Consider the following 17,878-nt stretch of genomic DNA (forward strand, 5'->3'; position numbering starts at 1 on the left):
AGGTGCTGGAGCGGCCTGCGACCGCGTTCACCGCGCTGCACGCGGCGGTGGCCCTCACCGCCGCCGGAGACCTGCCCGCCCTGCGCCGTCTGCGCGACCACGCGGCGGGCGCCGACCCGGTGCAGATCGAGGTCATCGTCCCGCTCTGCGAGGCCTTCGCCGCCCTCGTCGACCACCGCTTCCACGAGGCGGCCCACGGCCTGGAGGCACTGCTTCCGGTGCTGCGCAAGGTGGGCGGCAGCGCGGCCCAACGCGAGGTCGTCGAGGAGACGTTGCTGTACGCACTGGTGTCGGCGGGGCGGAGCGACGCGGCACGACGGTTGCTGGACGCGCGCCTGGACCGGAAGGCGGCGCCTCGGGACCGGCGGATGTTGGCGGGTCTGCCGGGGTGAGACGGGCGGGCCGGGGCGGGTGCAGGCGCCGGACGCCTGTCCCGTCGTAGACCTGTGTATGCGTCCGCATCCCCCCGGCGACGGCGAACATGTCGGAAAACCCGGCGAGAGCAAGTAGGCCCCCCGGGGGGGGTGCCGACGGTGTCGTCACTGGTCCGGCAGCCACCCCGACGCCCGCGATATCCCCCGCGCCGCGAGCCGCACCGCCGGTATCAACGCCGGTACCTGCGCGTCCGCTTGGGGCACCACCACCGACACCGCGGCCACCACCGCACCGCCCGGCCCGCGCACCGGTGCCGCCACCGACAGCGCGTCGTCGGTGATCTGACGACTGCTCACCGCGACGCCGGTGCGCCGGACTTCGGCCAGCACCCGGCGCAGCCGTACCGGATCGGTGATCGTGTACGGCGTGAAGGACGCCAACGGCCCGGCGCAGTAGGCCTCTTGGAAGTCGGGGTCGCCGTGGGCGAGCAGGGTGAGTCCCACGCCGGTGGCGTGCAGCGGCCAGCGGGCGCCCACCCGGATGTGCACGCCGACCGCCGAACGCCCCGAGATCCACTCGGTGTAGACGACCTCCGTGCCGTCCCGCACCGCCAACTGCACGTTCTCGTGCGTCGATTCGTACAGGTCCTCCAGGTAGGGCAGGGCGAGTTGGCGCAGGGCCAGGCCGCGGGGCGCGAGCGCCGCGATCTCCCACAGCCGTAGACCCACGTGGTAGACGCCCGACGCGTCCCGTTCCAGCGCGCCCCACTCCGTGAGGGCGCCCGCGAGGCGGTGGGCGGTGGTCAGGGTGAGGCCGGCGCGGCGGCTGATGTCGGAGAGGGACAGGGCCGTGTGCGCGTGGTCGAAGGCGGCGAGCACGGCGAGCAGCCGGTCGGGCGCGGACCGGGTGGCGGGCGCCGAACGGGCCGTATCCGCAGGCTGCGTGGTGGTCATGGCCGGGCCTCCGTCCGGTGTCAGGTCAGTCCGTCCTCGGCGACCCGTTGCAGCAGTGTGTGCAGGGTCTCCCGCTCGGTGGCGTCGAGCGGGCCCAGCAGTTCGTTCGTGACGCGCAGGCCCGCCTCGTCGGTGTCGCGCAGGAAACCGCGGCCGTCCGCCGTAAGGACCACGATGCGGCTGCGCCGGTCGTCGGGGGAAGGGCGGCGCTCGGCGAATCCCAGCTTCTCCAGGTCGTCGACCAGGCCGACGATCGCGCTCGGGTCGTAGCCGAGCCTGGTGCTCAGTTCGCGCTGGAGGGCGCCCTCGGACGTGGCCAGGAAGCGGAGCAGCGCGTAGTGGCGCAGCCGCAGGCCCGACTCCTGGAGGAACGTGTTGAAGAGCTGACCGGAACGCAGCCCCAGCCGGTACATGAGATAGCCCGTGTCCGCGTGCAGCCCGCGCATCCACGGCTCGTGCGCGTCGATCGGGGGGGTCGCGGCGTGCGGCTGGCGGGCGATGGCGGGCTCCCTGGGTCGAGGCCCCGGGTGGGGGCGTGCGGTGGTTCCGGGCCAGTGTGACGCACATGGTCCATCGGCAACAACTATTGACGTCAACAATTATTGCTCTTAGCTTCGATCTCGAAGCCGCACCGGTGCCGCTCGCAGTCGTCGCAGTCGACGTAGTCGTCGGAGAGCTCGCAGGTCTCGCAGTCCTCGCGCTCTTCGCTGTGACGGTCCCGGTGTGTCGTACCGCAGCCTCGTCTTGTGAAGGGACCGCTCGTGCCCAGCATCGATCTGACCGGCAAGGTCGCCGTCGTCACCGGCAGCGGCCGGGGCCTCGGCCTCGCCTACGCGCACGCCCTGGCCGCCCACGGCGCGTCCGTGGTCGTCAACGACATCGACGAGACGGTGGCCGAGCAGGCCGTGAAGTCGATCACCGAGGCGGGCGGCACCGCCGTCGCCGAGGTGGTCCCGGTCGGTACGACCGAGGCGGCCGAGCGGCTGGTGAACCGGGCCGTCGAGGAGTTCGGACGGCTCGACATCCTGGTCACCAACGCGGGCATCCTGCGCGACAAGGTGCTGTGGAAGATGACCGACGAGGACTTCGACGCGGTGATCACCACCCACCTCAAGGGCACCTTCACCTGCGCCCGCGCCGCCGCCGTACGCATGCGCGAGCAGGGCGAGGGCGGCAGCCTGATCCTGGTCGGCTCGCCGGCCGGCCAGCGCGGCAACTTCGGCCAGACGAATTATTCGGCCGCCAAGGCCGGCATCGCCGCCTTCGCCCGCACCTGGTCGATGGAACTGGGCCGCGCCGGCATCACCGTCAACGCCATCGTGCCGGTCGCCGCGACCGCGATGACCGAGACGATCCCCGCGTTCGCCCCCTACATCGAGGCCATGCGCAACGGCGACCCGCTGCCCGACTTCCTCCGCAAGGGCGAGGGCTTCGGCACCCCCGAGGACTGCGCCGCCCTCGTCCCGTTCCTCGCCTCCGGGGCTGCCCGCTCCGTCACCGGCCAGGCCATCGGCATCGGCGGCGACAAGGTGGCACTCTGGTCCCACCCGCAGGAGATCAGCGCGGCCTACGCCGACGGCGGCTGGACCCCCGACACCCTGGCCGACGCCTTCCCCACCTCGGTCGGCGCCGAACTCCAGTCGGTCGGCATCCCCGCACCGAAGCTCCCGGAGGCGTGATGACACCCCCCATGGACCTGAGCGAACTCGTCGCGATCGACGTCCACACCCACGCGGAGGTGTCCTCCAAGGGCCACTCCTCCCTGGACGACGACCTCCACGACGCCTCCTCCGCCTACTTCAAGGTCGAGGGCAAGCGGAAACCCACCCTGGAGGAGACCGCCGCGTACTACCGCGAGCGGAAGATGGCCGCCGTCATCTTCACGGTCGACGCCGAGTCCGCGACCGGCACCGAACCCGTCCCGAACGAGGAGGTCGCCGAGGCCGCCGCCGCCAACGCGGACGTCCTCATCCCCTTCGCGTCCATCGACCCGTTCCGGGGCCGAGCGGGCGTGAAGCAGGCACGACGGCTGGTCGAGGAGTACGGGGTGAAGGGCTTCAAGTTCCACCCCAACATCCAGGGCTTCTTCCCCAACGACCGGGCGGTCGCCTACGACCTGTACGAGGTCATCGAGGAGACGGGCACCATCGCCCTGTTCCACACGGGCCAGACCGGCATCGGCGCGGGAGTGCCGGGCGGGGGCGGCATCCGCCTCAAGTACTCCAACCCCCTGCACGTGGACGACGTCGCCGCCGACTTCCCCCACCTCAAGATCATCCTGGCGCACCCGTCCTTCCCCTGGCAGGACGAGGCCCTCGCCGTCGCCACCCACAAGCCGGGCGTCCACATCGACCTGTCCGGCTGGTCCCCGAAGTACTTCCCGCCGCAACTCGTGCAGTACGCCAACACCCTCCTCAAGGACAAGGTCCTCTTCGGCTCCGACTACCCCGTCCTCACCCCGGACCGCTGGCTCGCCGACTTCGAGAAGCTGCCGATCAAGGACGAGGTCAAGCCGAAGATCCTCAAGGAGAACGCCGCCCGCCTCCTCGGACTGACGTAAGGAGCCCCCGATGCGCAACGAGGGACTGGGGTCATGGCCCGCACGCCGGGCCCGCAAGACCCCGCGCCGCACGGCTCTGGTATACGGCGGACTGTCGACGCGCAGCGGTGGGTTGTCGTCGGACGACGGCAGACGGTCGACGGGCGGCGGTGGGTTGTCGTCAGACGACGGCCGACGGTCGACGGCGCACGGTATTTCGTCGACAGACCACGGCGGACAGCCGACTGCCGACAACGGCTCGCCGACTCTCGGCAACGGCTCGGCGACTGCCGAGAACAGCTCGCCGACTCCCGCTAACGGTTCGTCGACGGACTACGGCACATTGCATACCCGAACCACCCGCCTCGCCCACGCCCTGCGCACCCGCGGCCTCCGCCGCGGTGACCGCATCGCCTACCTCGGCCCCAACCACCCCTCCTACCTGGAGACCCTGTTCGCGGCCGGCATCCTCGGCGCGGTCTTCGTCCCCCTCAACACCCGCCTCGTCGGCCCCGAGATCGCCCACCAACTCACCGACTCCGGCGCGAAGATCCTCGTCTACGGCCCGACGCACGCCGGCCTCGTCGCCGGACTGCCGGGCAGCACCGACGTCCGGGTCTACATCGAAGTCGGCCCCGAATACGAGGAGTTGATCGACGCCGCCGCCACCGAGCCGATCGACGAACCCGTGTCGGTCGACGACACCTGCATCATCATGTACACCTCGGGCACGACCGGCCGCCCCAAGGGCGCCATGCTCACCCACGGCAACCTGGCCTGGAACGCCATCAACGTCCTCGTCGACACCGACCTGACCGCCGACGAACGCGCCCTGGTCTCCGCCCCGTTGTTCCACACGGCCGGCCTGAACATGCTCACCCTGCCGGTCCTGCTCAAGGGCGGCACCTGCGTCCTGGTCGAGGCCTTCGACCCGGCGGCCACCTTCGACCTGATCGAACAGCACCGGATCACCTTCATGTTCGGGGTGCCCACGATGTTCGACCAACTGGCCCGGCACCCCCGCTGGCCCGACGCCGACCTGTCCTCGCTGCGCATCCTCACCTGCGGCGGCTCCCCGGTCCCGTCCCCGCTGATCGCCGCGTACCAGCAGCGCGGGCTGACCTTCCTCCAGGGCTACGGCATGACGGAGGCCGCCCCCGGAACCCTGTTCCTGGACGCCGAGCACGCCGTGAGCAAGGCGGGCTCGGCGGGCGTACCGCACTTCTTCAGCGACGTACGGGTCGTACGGCCCGACCTCACCCCCGCCGACGTCGGCGAGACCGGCGAGGTCGTGGTGCGCGGACCGCATGTCATGCCCGGCTACTGGGGGTTGCCCGAGGAGACGGCCGCGGTCTTCGCCGACGGCTGGTTCCGCAGCGGGGACGCGGCACGGACCGACGAGGACGGCTACGTGTACATCGTCGACCGTATGAAGGACATGATCATCTCCGGCGGCGAGAACATCTACCCCGCCGAGATCGAGGACCTGCTCCTCGCCCACCCCGACATCGTCGAGTGCGCGGTCATCGGTGTCCCGGACGACAAGTGGGGCGAGGTGCCGCGCGCGGTCGTCGTGCCCCGCGAGGGTGCCACGCCGGACCCCGACGAGGTGCTCGCCTCGCTGGCCGGCCGGCTCGCCAAGTACAAGATCCCCAAGTCGATGGTGGTCGCGGACGAACTCCCGCGCACCGCCTCCGGCAAGCTCCTCAAGTCCCGGGTGCGCAAGCGCTTCGGCAACCAGTAGACAGCCCCATGGGCAACCGGCAACTCCCGTAAGGAACAGGCGACTCATGACCATCACCGTCAACGGCCTCGACGAACTCAAGAAGCTCGCCGGCAGCGACCTCGGCACCAGCGAGTGGATCGAGGTCACCCAGGAACGCATCGACACCTTCGCCGACGCGACCGGCGACCACCAGTGGATCCACGTCGACCCGGAGAAGGCCGCGGCGGGCCCCTTCGGCGCGCCCATCGCGCACGGCTATCTGACCCTCTCCCTCTTCATCCCGCTCTTCACCGAACTGCTGGACGTCGAGGGCGTGTCGACGAAGGTCAACTACGGCCTGAACAAGGTGCGTTTCCCCGCCCCGGTCAAGGTGGGCTCGCGGATCCGGCTCGCCGCCAGGCTCGCCTCGGTCGAGGACGTGCCGGGCGGGGTGCAGATCGCCGTCGACGGGACGATAGAGATCGACGGCGGGCCGAAGCCCGCCGCCGTCCTGCAGAGTCTCTCGCGGTTCTACGCCTGAGCGAACCCCACCGCTACTGCTGCTTGTAGGAGTAGACGCTGGTCGACACCTGGCACACGCCCGGCTGTACGACCTCGGCACGCAAGGTCCCGCTGTTCACGTCGTAGTCGATGCCCTCCGCCTCGAACGTGCCCGTGCAGATGCTCCGCGCCGGCAGCGCGAACAGGCTCGTCACCGTTCCGGTGATCGGCTGCCCGTCCAGCTTGTGCGGCAGGTCGACCTGGAGGAGCGGGCGGATCTCGGGGAACTTGCTCCCCGACGCGTCGTCCGAGACGCACACCAGCCGGGTGTCCGTCACGAAGTCGCAGCCCTGGATGTCGTTCACCGTCCTGTCCAGGGTGATCTGCCCGGCCTGCGGCAGCGCTCCGCCCGTCGCCGGAGTGGACGGGTTGAGCAGGGGAGTGGGGAAGACCTGGAGTCTGGACTGGTCGCCCCACTCGCCCGACACCATCCACTGCGTGTCCGGCGAGATCGCGTCGAACGAGTTGTTGATCTTCTCGCCCGAGTCCAGCGTGTGGACGTACGTGTAGCGCGTCCCCGACGGCGTGGTGACCGCGTACATCTTGGACGTGGCCGTGTCGGCGCCCTGGTAGGCGTCGAAGACGTAGCCGTTCGCGATGTCCGGGTCGCCGATGTGGTTCCAGCCCTGGATGCGCAGATCCAGCGGGATGGACGCCAGCCCGCGGTACAGCAGCGAGCCGTCCGCCTGACTGGCGACACCCTCACCGCCGCCGAGACTGCCGGTGTAGGCCGTGCCGGTCTCCACCCAGGTGGTGGCGGCGGCCGAGGAGCTGCTCACGCTGAGCGTGAGAGCACCCAATAAGGCGGCGAGGACGGTGAGTTGACGCTTCATCAGATACCTGCCAGATCGACGAAGATGGGGTTGGAATAGAACCATGTGTCGGCCCACGGGTCACCGTTTCCGGGCTCGTGGGGGATCGGGCCGTGCGGATCGACCGAGGCGCCGAGGTAGCCCGCGCCGTGCCGCTCGCCGTCACTGCCGCGCACCCGCACGTAGAACGGCTCGTCCCCGACGGTCACCGGGATCCGCAGCGTGTACGTCCCCTTGCGGCCGCTCACGTCAGCCGTCCGCACGACCTTCGTGTCCGGCGCCCGCCACGCGTCCCGGTCGGACACCGCACCGCGCACCGCGCCCCGGATCACGTCCACGTGCGCCAACTCGGGCAGGATTCCCTGGGCGTTGGGCCGTGAGGCGGTCGTCACGGTGATGTTCAGGGTGAGCTTGTCGCCCTTGCGGACCCGCAGCCGGCCGCCCAGCGTGACGCCCTGACCGTGGTCGCAGTCCCGCTTCAGGCGGACGTCGAGCCCGTCCAGCAGATGCCCGTGGTCGACCCAGACCCGGCCCGCGCGCATCCCCGCCATCACCGCGCCGTAGCCGTAGCGCGTCACGCCGACGTGCGTGCGGCTGAACTCTCCGGGCCAGAAGTCGCTGCCGGGCTGCGGGGTGCCGGTCTGCACCGGGTCGGGCAGCTTCCCGGTGTTGTCGAAGTTCTGCCCCTCGGGCCAGGTGCCGTTGGCCCAAGTGTCGTAGACCGTGCGGTGGTTGTCGGAGTTGGTGGTGATCGAGAACGGCCGGCCCTCGGCCAGCATCGAGTCCCACAGCCCGCCGACGGTCGCCGTCGCCCAGTCGAAACCGCCGTACGTCACATACGCGTCCGCCGGATACCCCGACCAGGACTGCGCCGACGGCTTGTTCTCGTACTCGCCCCGGATCGACGTCGCACCACGCCAGCCGGGCAGGGCCGCGCCCTGCGCGCCGGGCGCGCCCTCCATGCCGATCATGATCTCGGGTGCCGCGTCCCGCCAGGCCCGCATCTCGTGCGGGGAGTCGATGCCCAGGCGCAGCGGGTGGTTTGCGAGGACGAGGACGTCGTCGACGTAGCCCGAACGGCGCTGCTCCGCCAGCCACTTGATGGCCTTCACGGCGTGGGCCTCGTTGCGGGCGGTGTCCGTGGCGCCGGCCGAGCCCTCGGTGTAGCCCAGCAGCTTGCCGTCGTAGGCGAGTTCGAACTGCGTGAGCAGATCCACCTCGTGGCGGCCGGGCGCGGCGAAGATCGTGCAGTGCTCGGCGGCCGGGATGTACCACTCCAGGCCCTGGAAGATGAGCTGGCGGGGGTTCTCGGCGCGTGCCTTGAGGATCTCGGCGTGCTCCGACTTGGCGCCGTAGTTGGCGTGTCCGAAGTTGGAGTGCTCGTTGAACACCATCCAGTCGAGGCCGTACTTCGCGGCGGCCTTCGCCTGCTGGGAGAACGTGTACTTGGCGTCGTGGCTGTACACCGAGTGCACATGGTGGTCGCCGACGAGGTAGGCGAGGCGCGGGTCGTTGCCGCCGTAGCCGCGCCCGGCCGCCGCCGCGGAGGTGGCGAGCGGTCCCGCGCCGAGGGTGAACGCGGCGCCGAACAGGCCCGCGCGGCGCAGGAGTTGGCGCCGGGAGACGCCCTGCGCGTCGAGGGCGGCGGGGGAGACGGACGGGTCGGCCCAGGTGGGCAGCTGCTGCTCGGTCATGATCTTCGGGAGTCCTCTGGAGGGCTGTCAGTGGGTCATGAAGGAGGTCACGGGCAGCGCCCGGGAGACGATCCGGACGTCGCCGAGACGGCCGTGCAGGATCTGGTCGATCTTGTCCGCGTACTCGTAGCCGCCGAGCAGCCACGGCTGTCCGGAGGAGGCGATGCCGATCGCGGGGGCGTGCGGGTTGCGGGCCACCGGGCAGCCCTGGACGTACATCGTGGTGTGCCGTCCGTCGTTGACGACGGCGAGGTGCCACCAGATCTCGGGGTCGGTCTCGTCACCCCAGTTGGTGGCCAACTGCCGCTGGTTCAGGGCGTGTACGGCCCACTGCGGGCCCGGCCCGTCGGAGAGGGACAGGGTCGCGAGCGGCTCGTCGGGGTCGTCCGTCACCGTGCCCACGGAGCCGTTGCGGCCGGTGCGGCTGACCAGACCGGCCCAGGCGTTGTGCGAGGCGTTCCAGTCGGCGGGCAGCCAGTAGAACGCCTCTATGGTGTAACCGTCCTTGAACGTCGCCGAGTTGAGCGGCGCACCGTCCACGGTCCGCAGGTACGCGCCCTTCAGCGGGGACTTGTAGCCCGAGAACTCCAGGCTGCCGTGGCCCGGTTGGTCCGGGTGGTGGTCGGCCGACCAGTCGAGGGTGCCGCCGTTCACGGAGACCACGGTGAGGTCGTTGCCGCGGCCGGACAGGTCACGGACGGTGCCTGAACCGGAGACCGGGGACTCGAAGCGCCAGTAGGCGGCCGTGCCCGGGATCACCATCTTCGACGCGGGGCGCGCCGCACGGACCGGCACAGGGTCGAAGCCCGCGAAGCGGTCCGCGAAGTCGATGTCGACGGAGAACCGGTCGGCGTCGCCGCTGAGTTCGATCTCCTGCCGCTCCAGCTCGTTGAGGCCCTTCGCCGCCCGGCCCAGGATCCACGGCGACACCGTCTCCACGTCGATGACGTCGCGGTCCAGGTCGAAGTGGTAGAGGCGGATCATCGCCGCGCCGCCGAAGTAGCGGTTCTGATAGTTCGTCAGGTGCAGGTGGACGTCGTTGCCCGCCGCGTTCTTGCGGGTCGCCCGGCGCGCGGGCCAGTAGTGGCCGTTCAGGGTCAGGAAGATCTGGTCGTGGTCCGCGATCAGCTGGTCCCACAGCTGCTGCCCGTAGTCCGACAACGTGTCGTCGTCCACGACCAGTTCGTGCGTGGTGAGGATGACCGGCGTCTTCGGGTGCTGGGCGATGACGTCCTTCGCCCAGGCGTAGCCCTTCGCCGACAGGCGCCAGTCCAGCGCGAGGACGAGCCACTCCCGCCCGGCCGCCTTGAACACGTGGTACGTGTTGTAGCCGTCCGAAGAGGCCCCGCCGAACGTGGACTTGTTCTTGAACCGCTGCGGGCCGAACGCGTCCAGGTAGGGCGACGCCCCGCGCTGGTCGTCCGTCGACGACTTGATGTCGTGGTTGCCGGCCAGCACGCTGTAGCCGACGCCCCGCCGGTCCAGCAGCTTGAACGCCTCCCCGATGGCGGCGAATTCGGGCACGGCCCCGTTCTGCGTCAGGTCGCCCAGGTGGGACAGGAAGACGATGTTGTCGTCCTTGCCGTGCTCCAGGAGATAGCGCAGCGAGGCCTCGATCGGCGCCTTGTCGATGCTCGGCCCGTCGAAGAGGTACTGGGTGTCCGGCATCACGGCGAGGGTGAAGTGCCGGCTGTCGGTGTCGGGCCGCCAACCCGTCTTCGTGGACGCCGAGTTCGGGGCCGCCTCGGCGACGCCCGGCAGCGCGACACCGGCCGTGGCGGCGGCGCCGAGCAACGCCGTGGCGCGCAGGAAGTTGCGTCGCCCGGCACCGGCCTGGGCGCTCTCGCACTGCTCGTGCTCGTGGTCATGCGAAGTACACACGTGTGCTCCGTGGGTAAGTGCTCGTGAAAGCTGGGGAGTTCAAAGCCGGGAAGATCCGAACCGGTGGGTTCAGAGAACGCGCAGGGTCCAGCTCCAGCGATGGACACCCGGTGCGACGAGATACTGCGGTGTGGTGTCGGGCCCGCACGAGGCCGTGCCCAACCCCCGGTGCACCGCGTCGAGTTGCACCACACAGGACGCGCGCGGCACCAGCTCGTCGTGATGCCGTACGGCGGTCAGGTCCTCGGCGCGATGGCGGGTCACCGAGACCTGGCGGGGCTCGTCGAGGTCGACCGTGAGACCGGTGGCGTCCGGAGCCGACAGCGTGAACCACCGCACCCCGTGCCGGCCACCGCTCTCCTGCGGGCGCAGATACGGAGTGAACAACTCGTCGACGGGGACCGAGTGATGGCCCACGGGCGCGCCCGTGCTGCGGTCGGGGTACGACTCCCACGGACCCCGGCCGAACCACTCCAGCAGATCAAGACCCGGCACCGTCTCGAACACGGTGCCCACCCGGGCCACGTCGACGAACTCCTCGGGCAGCTCGGCCGACTCCTCGACCCGCACCCCGCCCTCCACCGGTGTGAACACCTGGCAGTGCCGGACCACACCGTCCGCTCCGGCGTACTCGGCGACCGTCGTCACCCGCTCGCCGTCCCGCCGTACCGACACGACCTTGCGGACCAGCGAGTCGAGCCCCCAGGTCCGCCAGAGCGCCGCCATACCGCCCAACTCGTCGTTGTCGGTGGGCGCCCGCCACAGGGACAGGGTCGGGGCGAGGGACAACAGCGGGTGACGCAGCAGACCCTCCCCGTCGACCTCGACCCGACTGCCGCCAACCACCGGCAAGGTCAGGGGAGTTGCCGCCCGCAGCCGCACCTGGGGCGCGCACACCTCCGTGCCGCGCGGTGCCCACCCCTGCTCCTCGGCCGTCGTCACGCGCAGCGTCAGCCAGGCCTCGCCGCCGTCCTCCGGCAGCTCGAACGGCAGCGGAACGGCCGCCGTCTCGCCGGGGCACAGGGTGGGCAGCTCGGCCGGAGCGGTCAGCGTACGACCGTCCGCGAGCGCCAACTCCCATGTCCCGGCGAGCCATTCGAGGCCCCGGAAGTGCTGGTGGTTGCCGAGGACGATGCCCTCGTGCCGGAAGCACTCGATGCGCACCGGCGCCGCGATCTCCCGGTGCTCGAACATCACCGGCTTGGGCGTGCGGTCGGGAAACACCACGCCGTCCGCGATGAACGCGCCGTCGTGGATCGACTCGCCGAAGTCACCGCCGTACGCCCAGCGGTGACCGGGCGCGGCGACACCGTTGTCATACAGTCCGGCGCCCGCGCGGCCGGTGGGTCTTCCGTCGCTCACACGCTGCAGGATTCCGTGGTCCCAGAACTCCCAGATGAAGCCGCCCTGAAGACCCGGGGTTGACTCGATGGCGGCCCAGTGGTCCGCGAGCGTGCCGTTGCTGTTGCCCATCGCGTGCGAGTACTCGCACTGGATCAACGGTTTGGTCTGCTCACCGGACAGCGCATGGGCGACACAGTCCTCCAGCGGCGCGTACATCGGACACGCGATGTCGGAGGCGAGGTCGGGGTCGGCCCAGCCGCGCTTGGCGGCACCTTCGTACTGGATCGGTCTGGTGGGGTCGTGGCGCCGGACCCAGCCGGCCGCCGCGTCGTGGTTCGCGCCGTAGTCGGACTCGTTGCCGAGCGACCAGACGATGATCGACGGGTGGTTCTTGTCCCGCAGCACCATCCGCGAGACGCGGTCCACGAACGCGTTCAGATAGCGCGGGTCGTCGGCGATCTCGTGCGCGTGGTCGTGCGACTCGATGTCCGCCTCGTCGACCACATACAGTCCGAGCTCGTCGGCGAGGTCGTAGAGCGCCGGGTCGTTCGGGTAGTGCGAGGTGCGCACCGCGTTGAACCCGAACCGCTTCAGCAGCACCAGGTCCGCGCGCATGTCGTCGTACGACACCGTGCGCCCGGTCAGCGGATGGAAGTCGTGCCGGTTGACACCCCGGATGAACACCCGCTCGCCGTTGACGAGCAGATCCCGCCCGACGATCTCCACGTCACGGAACCCGATGCGCCGGTACGACGTGTCGGCCACCGTTCCGTCGGCACGGTGCAGCCGGACGGTGAGGCCGTACAGCTCGGGCGTCTCGGCGTTCCAGGTCCGCACCTCGGGGACGGTGGCCCGGATGCGGGCCTCGCCGAGGAAGTCGGAGACCCGGTCGTCCTCCGTGTTGAACCGGTCGAACTCCGCGTCCTGGGCGAGGAGTTGCCCGTCGAGATCGCCGCTGATCCACCACCCGGCGGGCAGCGCGCCGCCCGCGTCCCGCACCTGGCAGTCGACGCGCAGCTCCCCGTCGTACCCGGCGCGCACGGTCATGTCCGCGAGATACAGCGGATCGGTCGCGTACAGCAGCACCGACCGCGTGATGCCCCCGTGCCACCACTGGTCCTGGTCCTCGATGTGCGAGGAGTCCGACCACTTGACGACGGTCAGCCGTACGGTGGCCCGCTCGCCGGGACGTACGACGGCCGAGAGGTCGAACTCGGCGGCGAGATGGGAGTCCTTGGAGATGCCGACGGGCCGCCCGTCCACATGCACGAGCAGCACGCTCTCGGCGGCCCCGACCTGGAGCACGATCCGCCGCCCGGCCCAGTCGGCCGGGACGTCGATCTCCCGCTCGTAGACACCCGTCGGATTGGCCGCGGGCGACAGTGGAGGGAATTCCGCATACGGCATACGGACGTTCGTGTACTGCGGAAGGTCGTCCGTATCCTGCATGGTCCATACGCCCGGCACGTATGCGGACCACCAGCCGTCCACGAGCGGGGCGTCGGGCGCCGGCAGCAACTGGAAGCGCCAGTCCCCGTCGAGGGAGACGGCATCCGGGCGGTGGTCGACGGCGGACATGGGGAGGCGTGCCCAGGAGGTCAGCTCGGGTGCCTCCCAGGGGCGGAGGGCGATCAGGGGATCGGCGGGCCGGGGCCCGTGGATCGACGGATCGTTCATCGGCGGATGGCTCCCTTTTCGGTCGGTGTGCGCGGCGTGCCGGGCGTGGGTGGCGTGACGGGTCCGGGCAGGATCTGTCCGGCCAGGCCCCAGTCCGGGTCTACGGGGATGCCGAGCCGGTCCAGGACCGTGGGGGCGATGTCGACGAGCTGGGGCGAGTCGAGCCGGGTGCCGGCGGGTGTGCCGGGCTCGGCGAGGACGACGAAGACCTCGCGCTCGGCACGGGTGTCGCCGCCGTGGCCGCCGGTGTCGAGGTGTCCGTGGTCGGTGGTGACCAGCACGGTCCACCGTTCGCCGGAGGGCCGGGCGTCGAGCGCCGCGAGCAGCCGCCCCAGGTGGGTGTCCTGGGTGAGGAGGGCGTGGTCGTAGGCCGCGGAGAGGGGGCCCGTGGCGTGGGCGGCCTCGTCGGTGGCGCCGAAGTACACGAACACCAGGTCGGGGTCGTCCTCGGTGAGCCAGCGCAGGGCGGTGCGGGCGACGAGGCCGTCCGCTCTCGCATAGCCGTCGCTCTCGCCGTCGTGGTGCACGCGCCGTCCGATGGCGGGGCCCAGGACACCGCGGTGGACCAGCTCCGGCCAGGACACCGCGGCGGCGGTGCGCAGACCGGGGCGGGCGAGGGCCGCGCGGCTGAGGAAGTCGGGGTGACGGGCGTAGTCGGCGCCCGCGAAATCGTTGCCGGTGACCCCGTGCCGGTCGGGCCACACCCCGGTCAGCACGCTGGACCAGCCGGGCCCGGAGTCGGTGTAGGCCATGCTCGTCCACGGCCCGCCCTCGGCCTGGCCGTCGGCCTCGCCGTACGGCAGCAGGCTGGTGCCGTGGGCGCCCCCGGCCAGCAGGCCGTGCAGGACGGGGGCGTGGGTCGCGGGGCGGACCAGCCGGTCGTGGCGCAGCCCGTCCATGCCCACCACGAGCACCTTGCTGCGGGGGGTGCCGTCCCGGCCGGCGGGCACGGCACGGCGCCGGGCGAAGGACTGGGGAGCGGCGGGCTCCTTGCCCTCCGCTGCCCGCGTCCGCTCGGCGTCGGTGTCCGTCACCGGATTCCTCCTCTGTCCTGCGCGTACCGCGCGGGCCGGGGCGGCCCGCGCGGGTCAGGTGCCCTGCACCGCGCCCTCGGTGGCGCCCGCGATGAAGCCGCGGGCGAAGATGGCGAAGACCAGCACCAGTGGGAGCGAGGCCATCAGCACCCCGGCCATGACCATGCTGTAGTCCGTGGTGTGGCCGACGTTCAGCTGGGCCAGTTCCACCTGGAGGGTCACGTGGTCCGGGTTGGTGAGCACGATGAGCGGCCAGACGTAGTCGTTCCAGGCGCCGACGAAGGCGTAGATGGCGAGGAAGGACAGCGCGGGCCTGATCATCGGCAGCGCGATGTTCCAGTACTGGCGGAGGAACCCGGCGCCGTCGATGCGCGCGGCGTCGAGGAGTTCGTCGGGCACGCCGTTCTCGATGTACTGGCGCAGCCAGAAGATGCCGAAGGCGTTGGCCAGGGCGGGTGGGATCAGCGCCTTGAGCATGCCCACCCAGCCGATGTTCGACATGAGGATGAACTGCGGCAGGATCGCCAGTTGCAGCGGCAGCATCATGAACAGCAGCAGCGTGCCGAAGAGCACCTTGCGGCCGGGGAAGTCGAACTTGGCGAAGGTGAAGGCCGCCAGCGAGTCGACGAACAGCACCAGGACGGTGGTGACGGTCGCGACGATGACGGTGTTGAGCATCGACCCGAAGAAGTCGATGGTGTTCAGCACGTGCCGGACGTTCTCCAGCAGGTGGGAGCCGAAGGTGAACTTCGGCGGGCTCTTGTAGATGTCCTGGGTGGTGTTGGTCGCCATGACGATCGTCCACACGAAGGGGAAGACCGAGAGCAGGACGGCGGCCATGAGGAGGATGTGCGCGGTCAGGCCTTTGGGGCGGCGCAGCCGCCTCGCGCGCGGGGCCGGTCGCGTCGGCTCGGCTGTCGGGTCGGCTGTGGTGTCGGCTGTGGTCACGGTTTCCTCCCTCGTTGGGTGATGCGCCAGTTGACGGCGACGAGGACGATGATCAGCAGGAAGAAGGCCCACACGATGGCGGCGCCGTAGCCGTAGTCGTTGTTGAGGAAGGCCGACTGGTAGAAGTACAGGAGCGTGGTCAGACCGGCCTGTCCGGGGCCGCCGAGGTTGGCGTTGGCGGCGTTGCTGGCGAACAGCACCTGGGGTTCGCTGAAGCTCTGCAGGCCGTTGATGGTCGAGATGATGACGGTGAACAGGATGATCGGCCGCAGGATCGGGACGGTGATCTGGAAGAACGTGCGGACCGGGCCGGCCCCGTCCACCTTCGCCGCCTCGTAGATGGAGGTCGGGATCGCCTGGAGACCGGCCAGGTAGATGATCATGTTGTAGCCGGTCCACATCCAGGTCATCAGCAGCGCGATGACCACCTTGATCAGCCACGGGTTGCTCAGCCACGGCACCGGCGAGATGCCGACCGTGCCGAGGATCGCGTTGACCAGGCCGAAGTTGTTGCTGAACACCGCGCCGAAGAAGATCGCCACGGCGACGATCGAGGTGACGTTCGGTACGTAGAGGGCGATCCGGTAGAAGCCCTTGAAGCGGCGCACCGAGTGCAGCAGCGTGGCCAGCACCAGGGCGCCCAGCAGGGTGGGCACCGTGGACAGCACCCAGATCACCAGGGTGTTGCGGATGGACAGCCAGAAGACGGGGTCCGACCACAGGAACCGGAACTGCTGCAGGCCCACGAACTGTTTGTCGCCCAGGCCGTCCCAGCGCTGGAAGGCCAGATACAGCGAGTAGAACACCGGGAAGAAGGAGAACGCGGCGAAGATCACGTAGAAGGGCGAGATGGCCAGGTACTGCCGCCAGTACGCCAGCGGGCCGCGCCGCTTCGGCCGGACGGTGCCGACGGGCGTGGCGCGCCGGGGGCGGAACCGGGCCGGGCCCGGCCCGCTGCGGTGTTCGGACACCGCGGTGGGACCGGTGACCGGAGGGGACGTCACCTCAGTTCACCCCCTGGCGACGCGCGATCTGCTTGGCCTGGCTGACCGCGTCGTTCCAGGCGTCGTCGGGCTTCTTGCCCTTGGCCTCGATGTTGGTCAGTTCCGTTTTGTAGGGGGCCATGACGGCGGCGTCGGCCGGGGCCTCGTAGGTGTTCGGGACGGCCTTGGCGGCCGGCCCGAAGATCTCGATGATCTTCTGTCCGCCGAAGAAGGCGTCGGGGCCCGTCATGGCCGGCATCGTGTACGCGGCCGGGGCGGCGGGGAAGATGGCGGCGTCGGTGAACCCGCGGGCGTCGTTGGCCGGGCTGAGGATCCAGCTGATGATCTTGAAGGCTTCCTCGGGATTCCGGCACTGCTTGGGCAGGGCCAGGTAGGAGCCGCCCTGGTTGGCCGGTCCGACGGGCATCGCGCACACCCGCCACTTGCCCTTCGTCTGCGGGGCCGCTTGCTCGATGTCCAGCGCGTGCCAGGCCGCGCCGAGCTCGGTGAGGAGAGTCTTGCCGACGGCGGCGTTCCAGGAGTTGTCGTTGATCTTGGCGTCGAGGCCCAGGGTGTAGGGGCGCACCGACGTGGTCCATGCGGCGCGGATGTGGTCCTGGTCGCCGATGAAGTGGTTGTTCTTGTCGATGAACCGCTGCGTGCCCTGGCCGATGGTCATGTCGAACATGGAGCCGAGGTTGTTGACCAGGAAGGTGCCGGGGTTCTTCTTCTGCACCTCGGTGCCGAGCGCGAAGTAGTCGTCCCAGGTCGTGACCAGCGCGGCGACCTTGTCGGGGTCGGTGGCCACGCCGGCCTTGGCGAAGAGGTCCTCGCGGTAGAAGAGCGCGGTGGGGCCGATGTCGATCGGGAAGCCGATCTGCTTGCCGTCGCTGGTCTGGGCGAGCTTCGTCTTCCAGCCCAGGTACTGCGAGGAGAGCTTCTTGAAGCCCAGGTCGTTCAGGTCGAGGAAGCGGGAGGCGTTGGGCAGGAAGGACGCGATGTCCTCGCCCTTGATGCCGGTGATGTCGGGCACGGAGGAGCCGCCCGCAGCGAGGGTGGTGGTGAGCTTCTGCTTGAAGTCACCGCCGATGGAGGAGGCCGTCAGCTTGACCGCACCGCTGAAGTGGGTCTTCGCCTCCGCCACCACCTTGTCGCTGAGCGCGCCGCCCCAGTACCACAGGGTGAGGTTCTTGCCGTTCTTGGTGCCGCCCGATCCGGAGCCGCCGCATGCGACGGTCAGGCCGGACGCGGCCGCGGTGAGCGCGGCGGCCTGGAGGAAGCCTCTGCGTGAAAGGTCCACGGGTCACTCCTGTTGTTCCTGTGCGTGGTACTGAGGGGCGTGGGCTGAGGGGGTGGTGCTGTGGGTGTGGGG

At 70.2% G+C, this 17,878-nt stretch carries 14 protein-coding genes and 1 pseudogene; 5 read left to right on the top strand and 10 right to left on the bottom strand.

The window, feature by feature from the left end:
• Positions 1-392 (top strand): annotated as a pseudogene (locus JHN63_RS32425) (lycopene cyclase); the annotation flags it as partial.
• A 147-nt stretch (positions 393-539) separates the two neighbouring features.
• Here the strand turns inward: JHN63_RS32425 and JHN63_RS32430 are convergent.
• Positions 540-1,328 carry an IclR family transcriptional regulator gene (locus JHN63_RS32430; protein ID WP_200687365.1) on the bottom strand — a complete coding sequence of 263 codons (789 nt, stop codon included), beginning with the start codon at positions 1,326-1,328 and terminating at the stop codon, positions 540-542.
• Positions 1,329-1,348: 20 nt separating this feature from the next.
• On the bottom strand, positions 1,349-1,774 hold the full coding sequence (locus JHN63_RS32435; RefSeq protein WP_200687367.1) for a MarR family winged helix-turn-helix transcriptional regulator: 426 nt from the start codon (positions 1,772-1,774) through the stop codon (positions 1,349-1,351).
• Between the two features lie 315 nt (positions 1,775-2,089).
• On the opposite strand from JHN63_RS32435, the gene JHN63_RS32440 reads away from it, so the two are divergent.
• The 4 genes from JHN63_RS32440 to JHN63_RS32455 all read left to right on the top strand — a co-directional run bounded on the left by JHN63_RS32440 (position 2,090) and on the right by JHN63_RS32455 (position 6,113).
• Positions 2,090-3,007, top strand: coding sequence for an SDR family oxidoreductase (locus tag JHN63_RS32440; RefSeq protein WP_307782034.1), 918 nt, complete (start codon positions 2,090-2,092; stop codon positions 3,005-3,007).
• 11 nt (positions 3,008-3,018) lie between these two features.
• Complete coding sequence (locus JHN63_RS32445) at positions 3,019-3,888, top strand: amidohydrolase family protein (RefSeq protein ID WP_200687413.1); 870 nt, start codon at positions 3,019-3,021, stop codon at positions 3,886-3,888.
• A gap of 193 nt (positions 3,889-4,081) precedes the next feature.
• A complete protein-coding gene (locus tag JHN63_RS32450) occupies positions 4,082-5,611 on the top strand; it encodes a long-chain fatty acid--CoA ligase (RefSeq protein WP_374222966.1) in 1,530 nt (509 codons plus the stop codon).
• A 46-nt stretch (positions 5,612-5,657) separates the two neighbouring features.
• Positions 5,658-6,113 carry a MaoC family dehydratase gene (locus JHN63_RS32455; protein ID WP_200687370.1) on the top strand — a complete coding sequence of 152 codons (456 nt, stop codon included), beginning with the start codon at positions 5,658-5,660 and terminating at the stop codon, positions 6,111-6,113.
• Between the two features lie 13 nt (positions 6,114-6,126).
• Here the strand turns inward: JHN63_RS32455 and JHN63_RS32460 are convergent, their stop codons facing one another.
• The 8 genes from JHN63_RS32460 to JHN63_RS32495 all read right to left on the bottom strand — a co-directional run bounded on the left by JHN63_RS32460 (position 6,127) and on the right by JHN63_RS32495 (position 17,806).
• Positions 6,127-6,966: a hypothetical protein gene (locus JHN63_RS32460; protein ID WP_200687400.1), complete on the bottom strand. Its 840-nt coding sequence runs from the start codon at positions 6,964-6,966 to the stop codon at positions 6,127-6,129.
• Positions 6,966-8,639: a PHP domain-containing protein gene (locus JHN63_RS32465; protein WP_200687402.1), complete on the bottom strand. Its 1,674-nt coding sequence runs from the start codon at positions 8,637-8,639 to the stop codon at positions 6,966-6,968. Before JHN63_RS32465 ends, JHN63_RS32460 begins: the two co-directional genes overlap by 1 nt.
• A 27-nt stretch (positions 8,640-8,666) precedes the next feature.
• A complete protein-coding gene (locus JHN63_RS32470; protein WP_200687404.1) occupies positions 8,667-10,520 on the bottom strand; it encodes a LamG-like jellyroll fold domain-containing protein in 1,854 nt (617 codons plus the stop codon).
• A 69-nt stretch (positions 10,521-10,589) separates the two neighbouring features.
• On the bottom strand, positions 10,590-13,541 hold the full coding sequence (locus tag JHN63_RS32475; protein WP_200687406.1) for a glycoside hydrolase family 2 TIM barrel-domain containing protein: 2,952 nt from the start codon (positions 13,539-13,541) through the stop codon (positions 10,590-10,592).
• Complete coding sequence (locus tag JHN63_RS32480) at positions 13,538-14,440, bottom strand: alkaline phosphatase family protein (RefSeq protein ID WP_200687416.1); 903 nt, start codon at positions 14,438-14,440, stop codon at positions 13,538-13,540. The genes JHN63_RS32475 and JHN63_RS32480 overlap by 4 nt, the downstream gene beginning before the upstream one ends.
• A 189-nt stretch (positions 14,441-14,629) precedes the next feature.
• Positions 14,630-15,415: a carbohydrate ABC transporter permease gene (locus tag JHN63_RS32485; protein WP_234478050.1), complete on the bottom strand. Its 786-nt coding sequence runs from the start codon at positions 15,413-15,415 to the stop codon at positions 14,630-14,632.
• A gap of 104 nt (positions 15,416-15,519) precedes the next feature.
• A complete protein-coding gene (locus JHN63_RS32490; protein ID WP_374222967.1) occupies positions 15,520-16,494 on the bottom strand; it encodes a carbohydrate ABC transporter permease in 975 nt (324 codons plus the stop codon).
• 34 nt (positions 16,495-16,528) lie between these two features.
• Positions 16,529-17,806, bottom strand: a complete 1,278-nt coding sequence (locus JHN63_RS32495; RefSeq protein WP_200687408.1) for an ABC transporter substrate-binding protein — start codon at positions 17,804-17,806, stop codon at positions 16,529-16,531.
• Positions 17,807-17,878 lie beyond the last annotated feature (72 nt).

Origin of the sequence: Streptomyces sp. MBT65 (assembly GCF_016612545.1) — a bacterium.
Lineage (GTDB): Bacteria > Actinomycetota > Actinomycetes > Streptomycetales > Streptomycetaceae > Streptomyces.

What these genes read in the sequence shown, in the direction of transcription:
- JHN63_RS32465 (WP_200687402.1), bottom strand. Translation starts at nt 8,639, where the DNA reads ATGACCGAGCAGCAGCTGCCCACCTGGGCCGACCCGTCCGTCTCCCCC.
- JHN63_RS32480 (WP_200687416.1), bottom strand. Translation starts at nt 14,440, where the DNA reads ATGGACGGGCTGCGCCACGACCGGCTGGTCCGCCCCGCGACCCACGCC.
- JHN63_RS32460 (WP_200687400.1), bottom strand. Translation starts at nt 6,966, where the DNA reads ATGAAGCGTCAACTCACCGTCCTCGCCGCCTTATTGGGTGCTCTCACG.
- JHN63_RS32475 (WP_200687406.1), bottom strand. Translation starts at nt 13,541, where the DNA reads ATGAACGATCCGTCGATCCACGGGCCCCGGCCCGCCGATCCCCTGATC.
- JHN63_RS32445 (WP_200687413.1), top strand. Translation starts at nt 3,019, where the DNA reads ATGGACCTGAGCGAACTCGTCGCGATCGACGTCCACACCCACGCGGAG.
- JHN63_RS32485 (WP_234478050.1), bottom strand. Translation starts at nt 15,415, where the DNA reads ATGGCCGCCGTCCTGCTCTCGGTCTTCCCCTTCGTGTGGACGATCGTC.
- JHN63_RS32430 (WP_200687365.1), bottom strand. Translation starts at nt 1,328, where the DNA reads ATGACCACCACGCAGCCTGCGGATACGGCCCGTTCGGCGCCCGCCACC.
- JHN63_RS32435 (WP_200687367.1), bottom strand. Translation starts at nt 1,774, where the DNA reads ATGCGCGGGCTGCACGCGGACACGGGCTATCTCATGTACCGGCTGGGG.
- JHN63_RS32455 (WP_200687370.1), top strand. Translation starts at nt 5,658, where the DNA reads ATGACCATCACCGTCAACGGCCTCGACGAACTCAAGAAGCTCGCCGGC.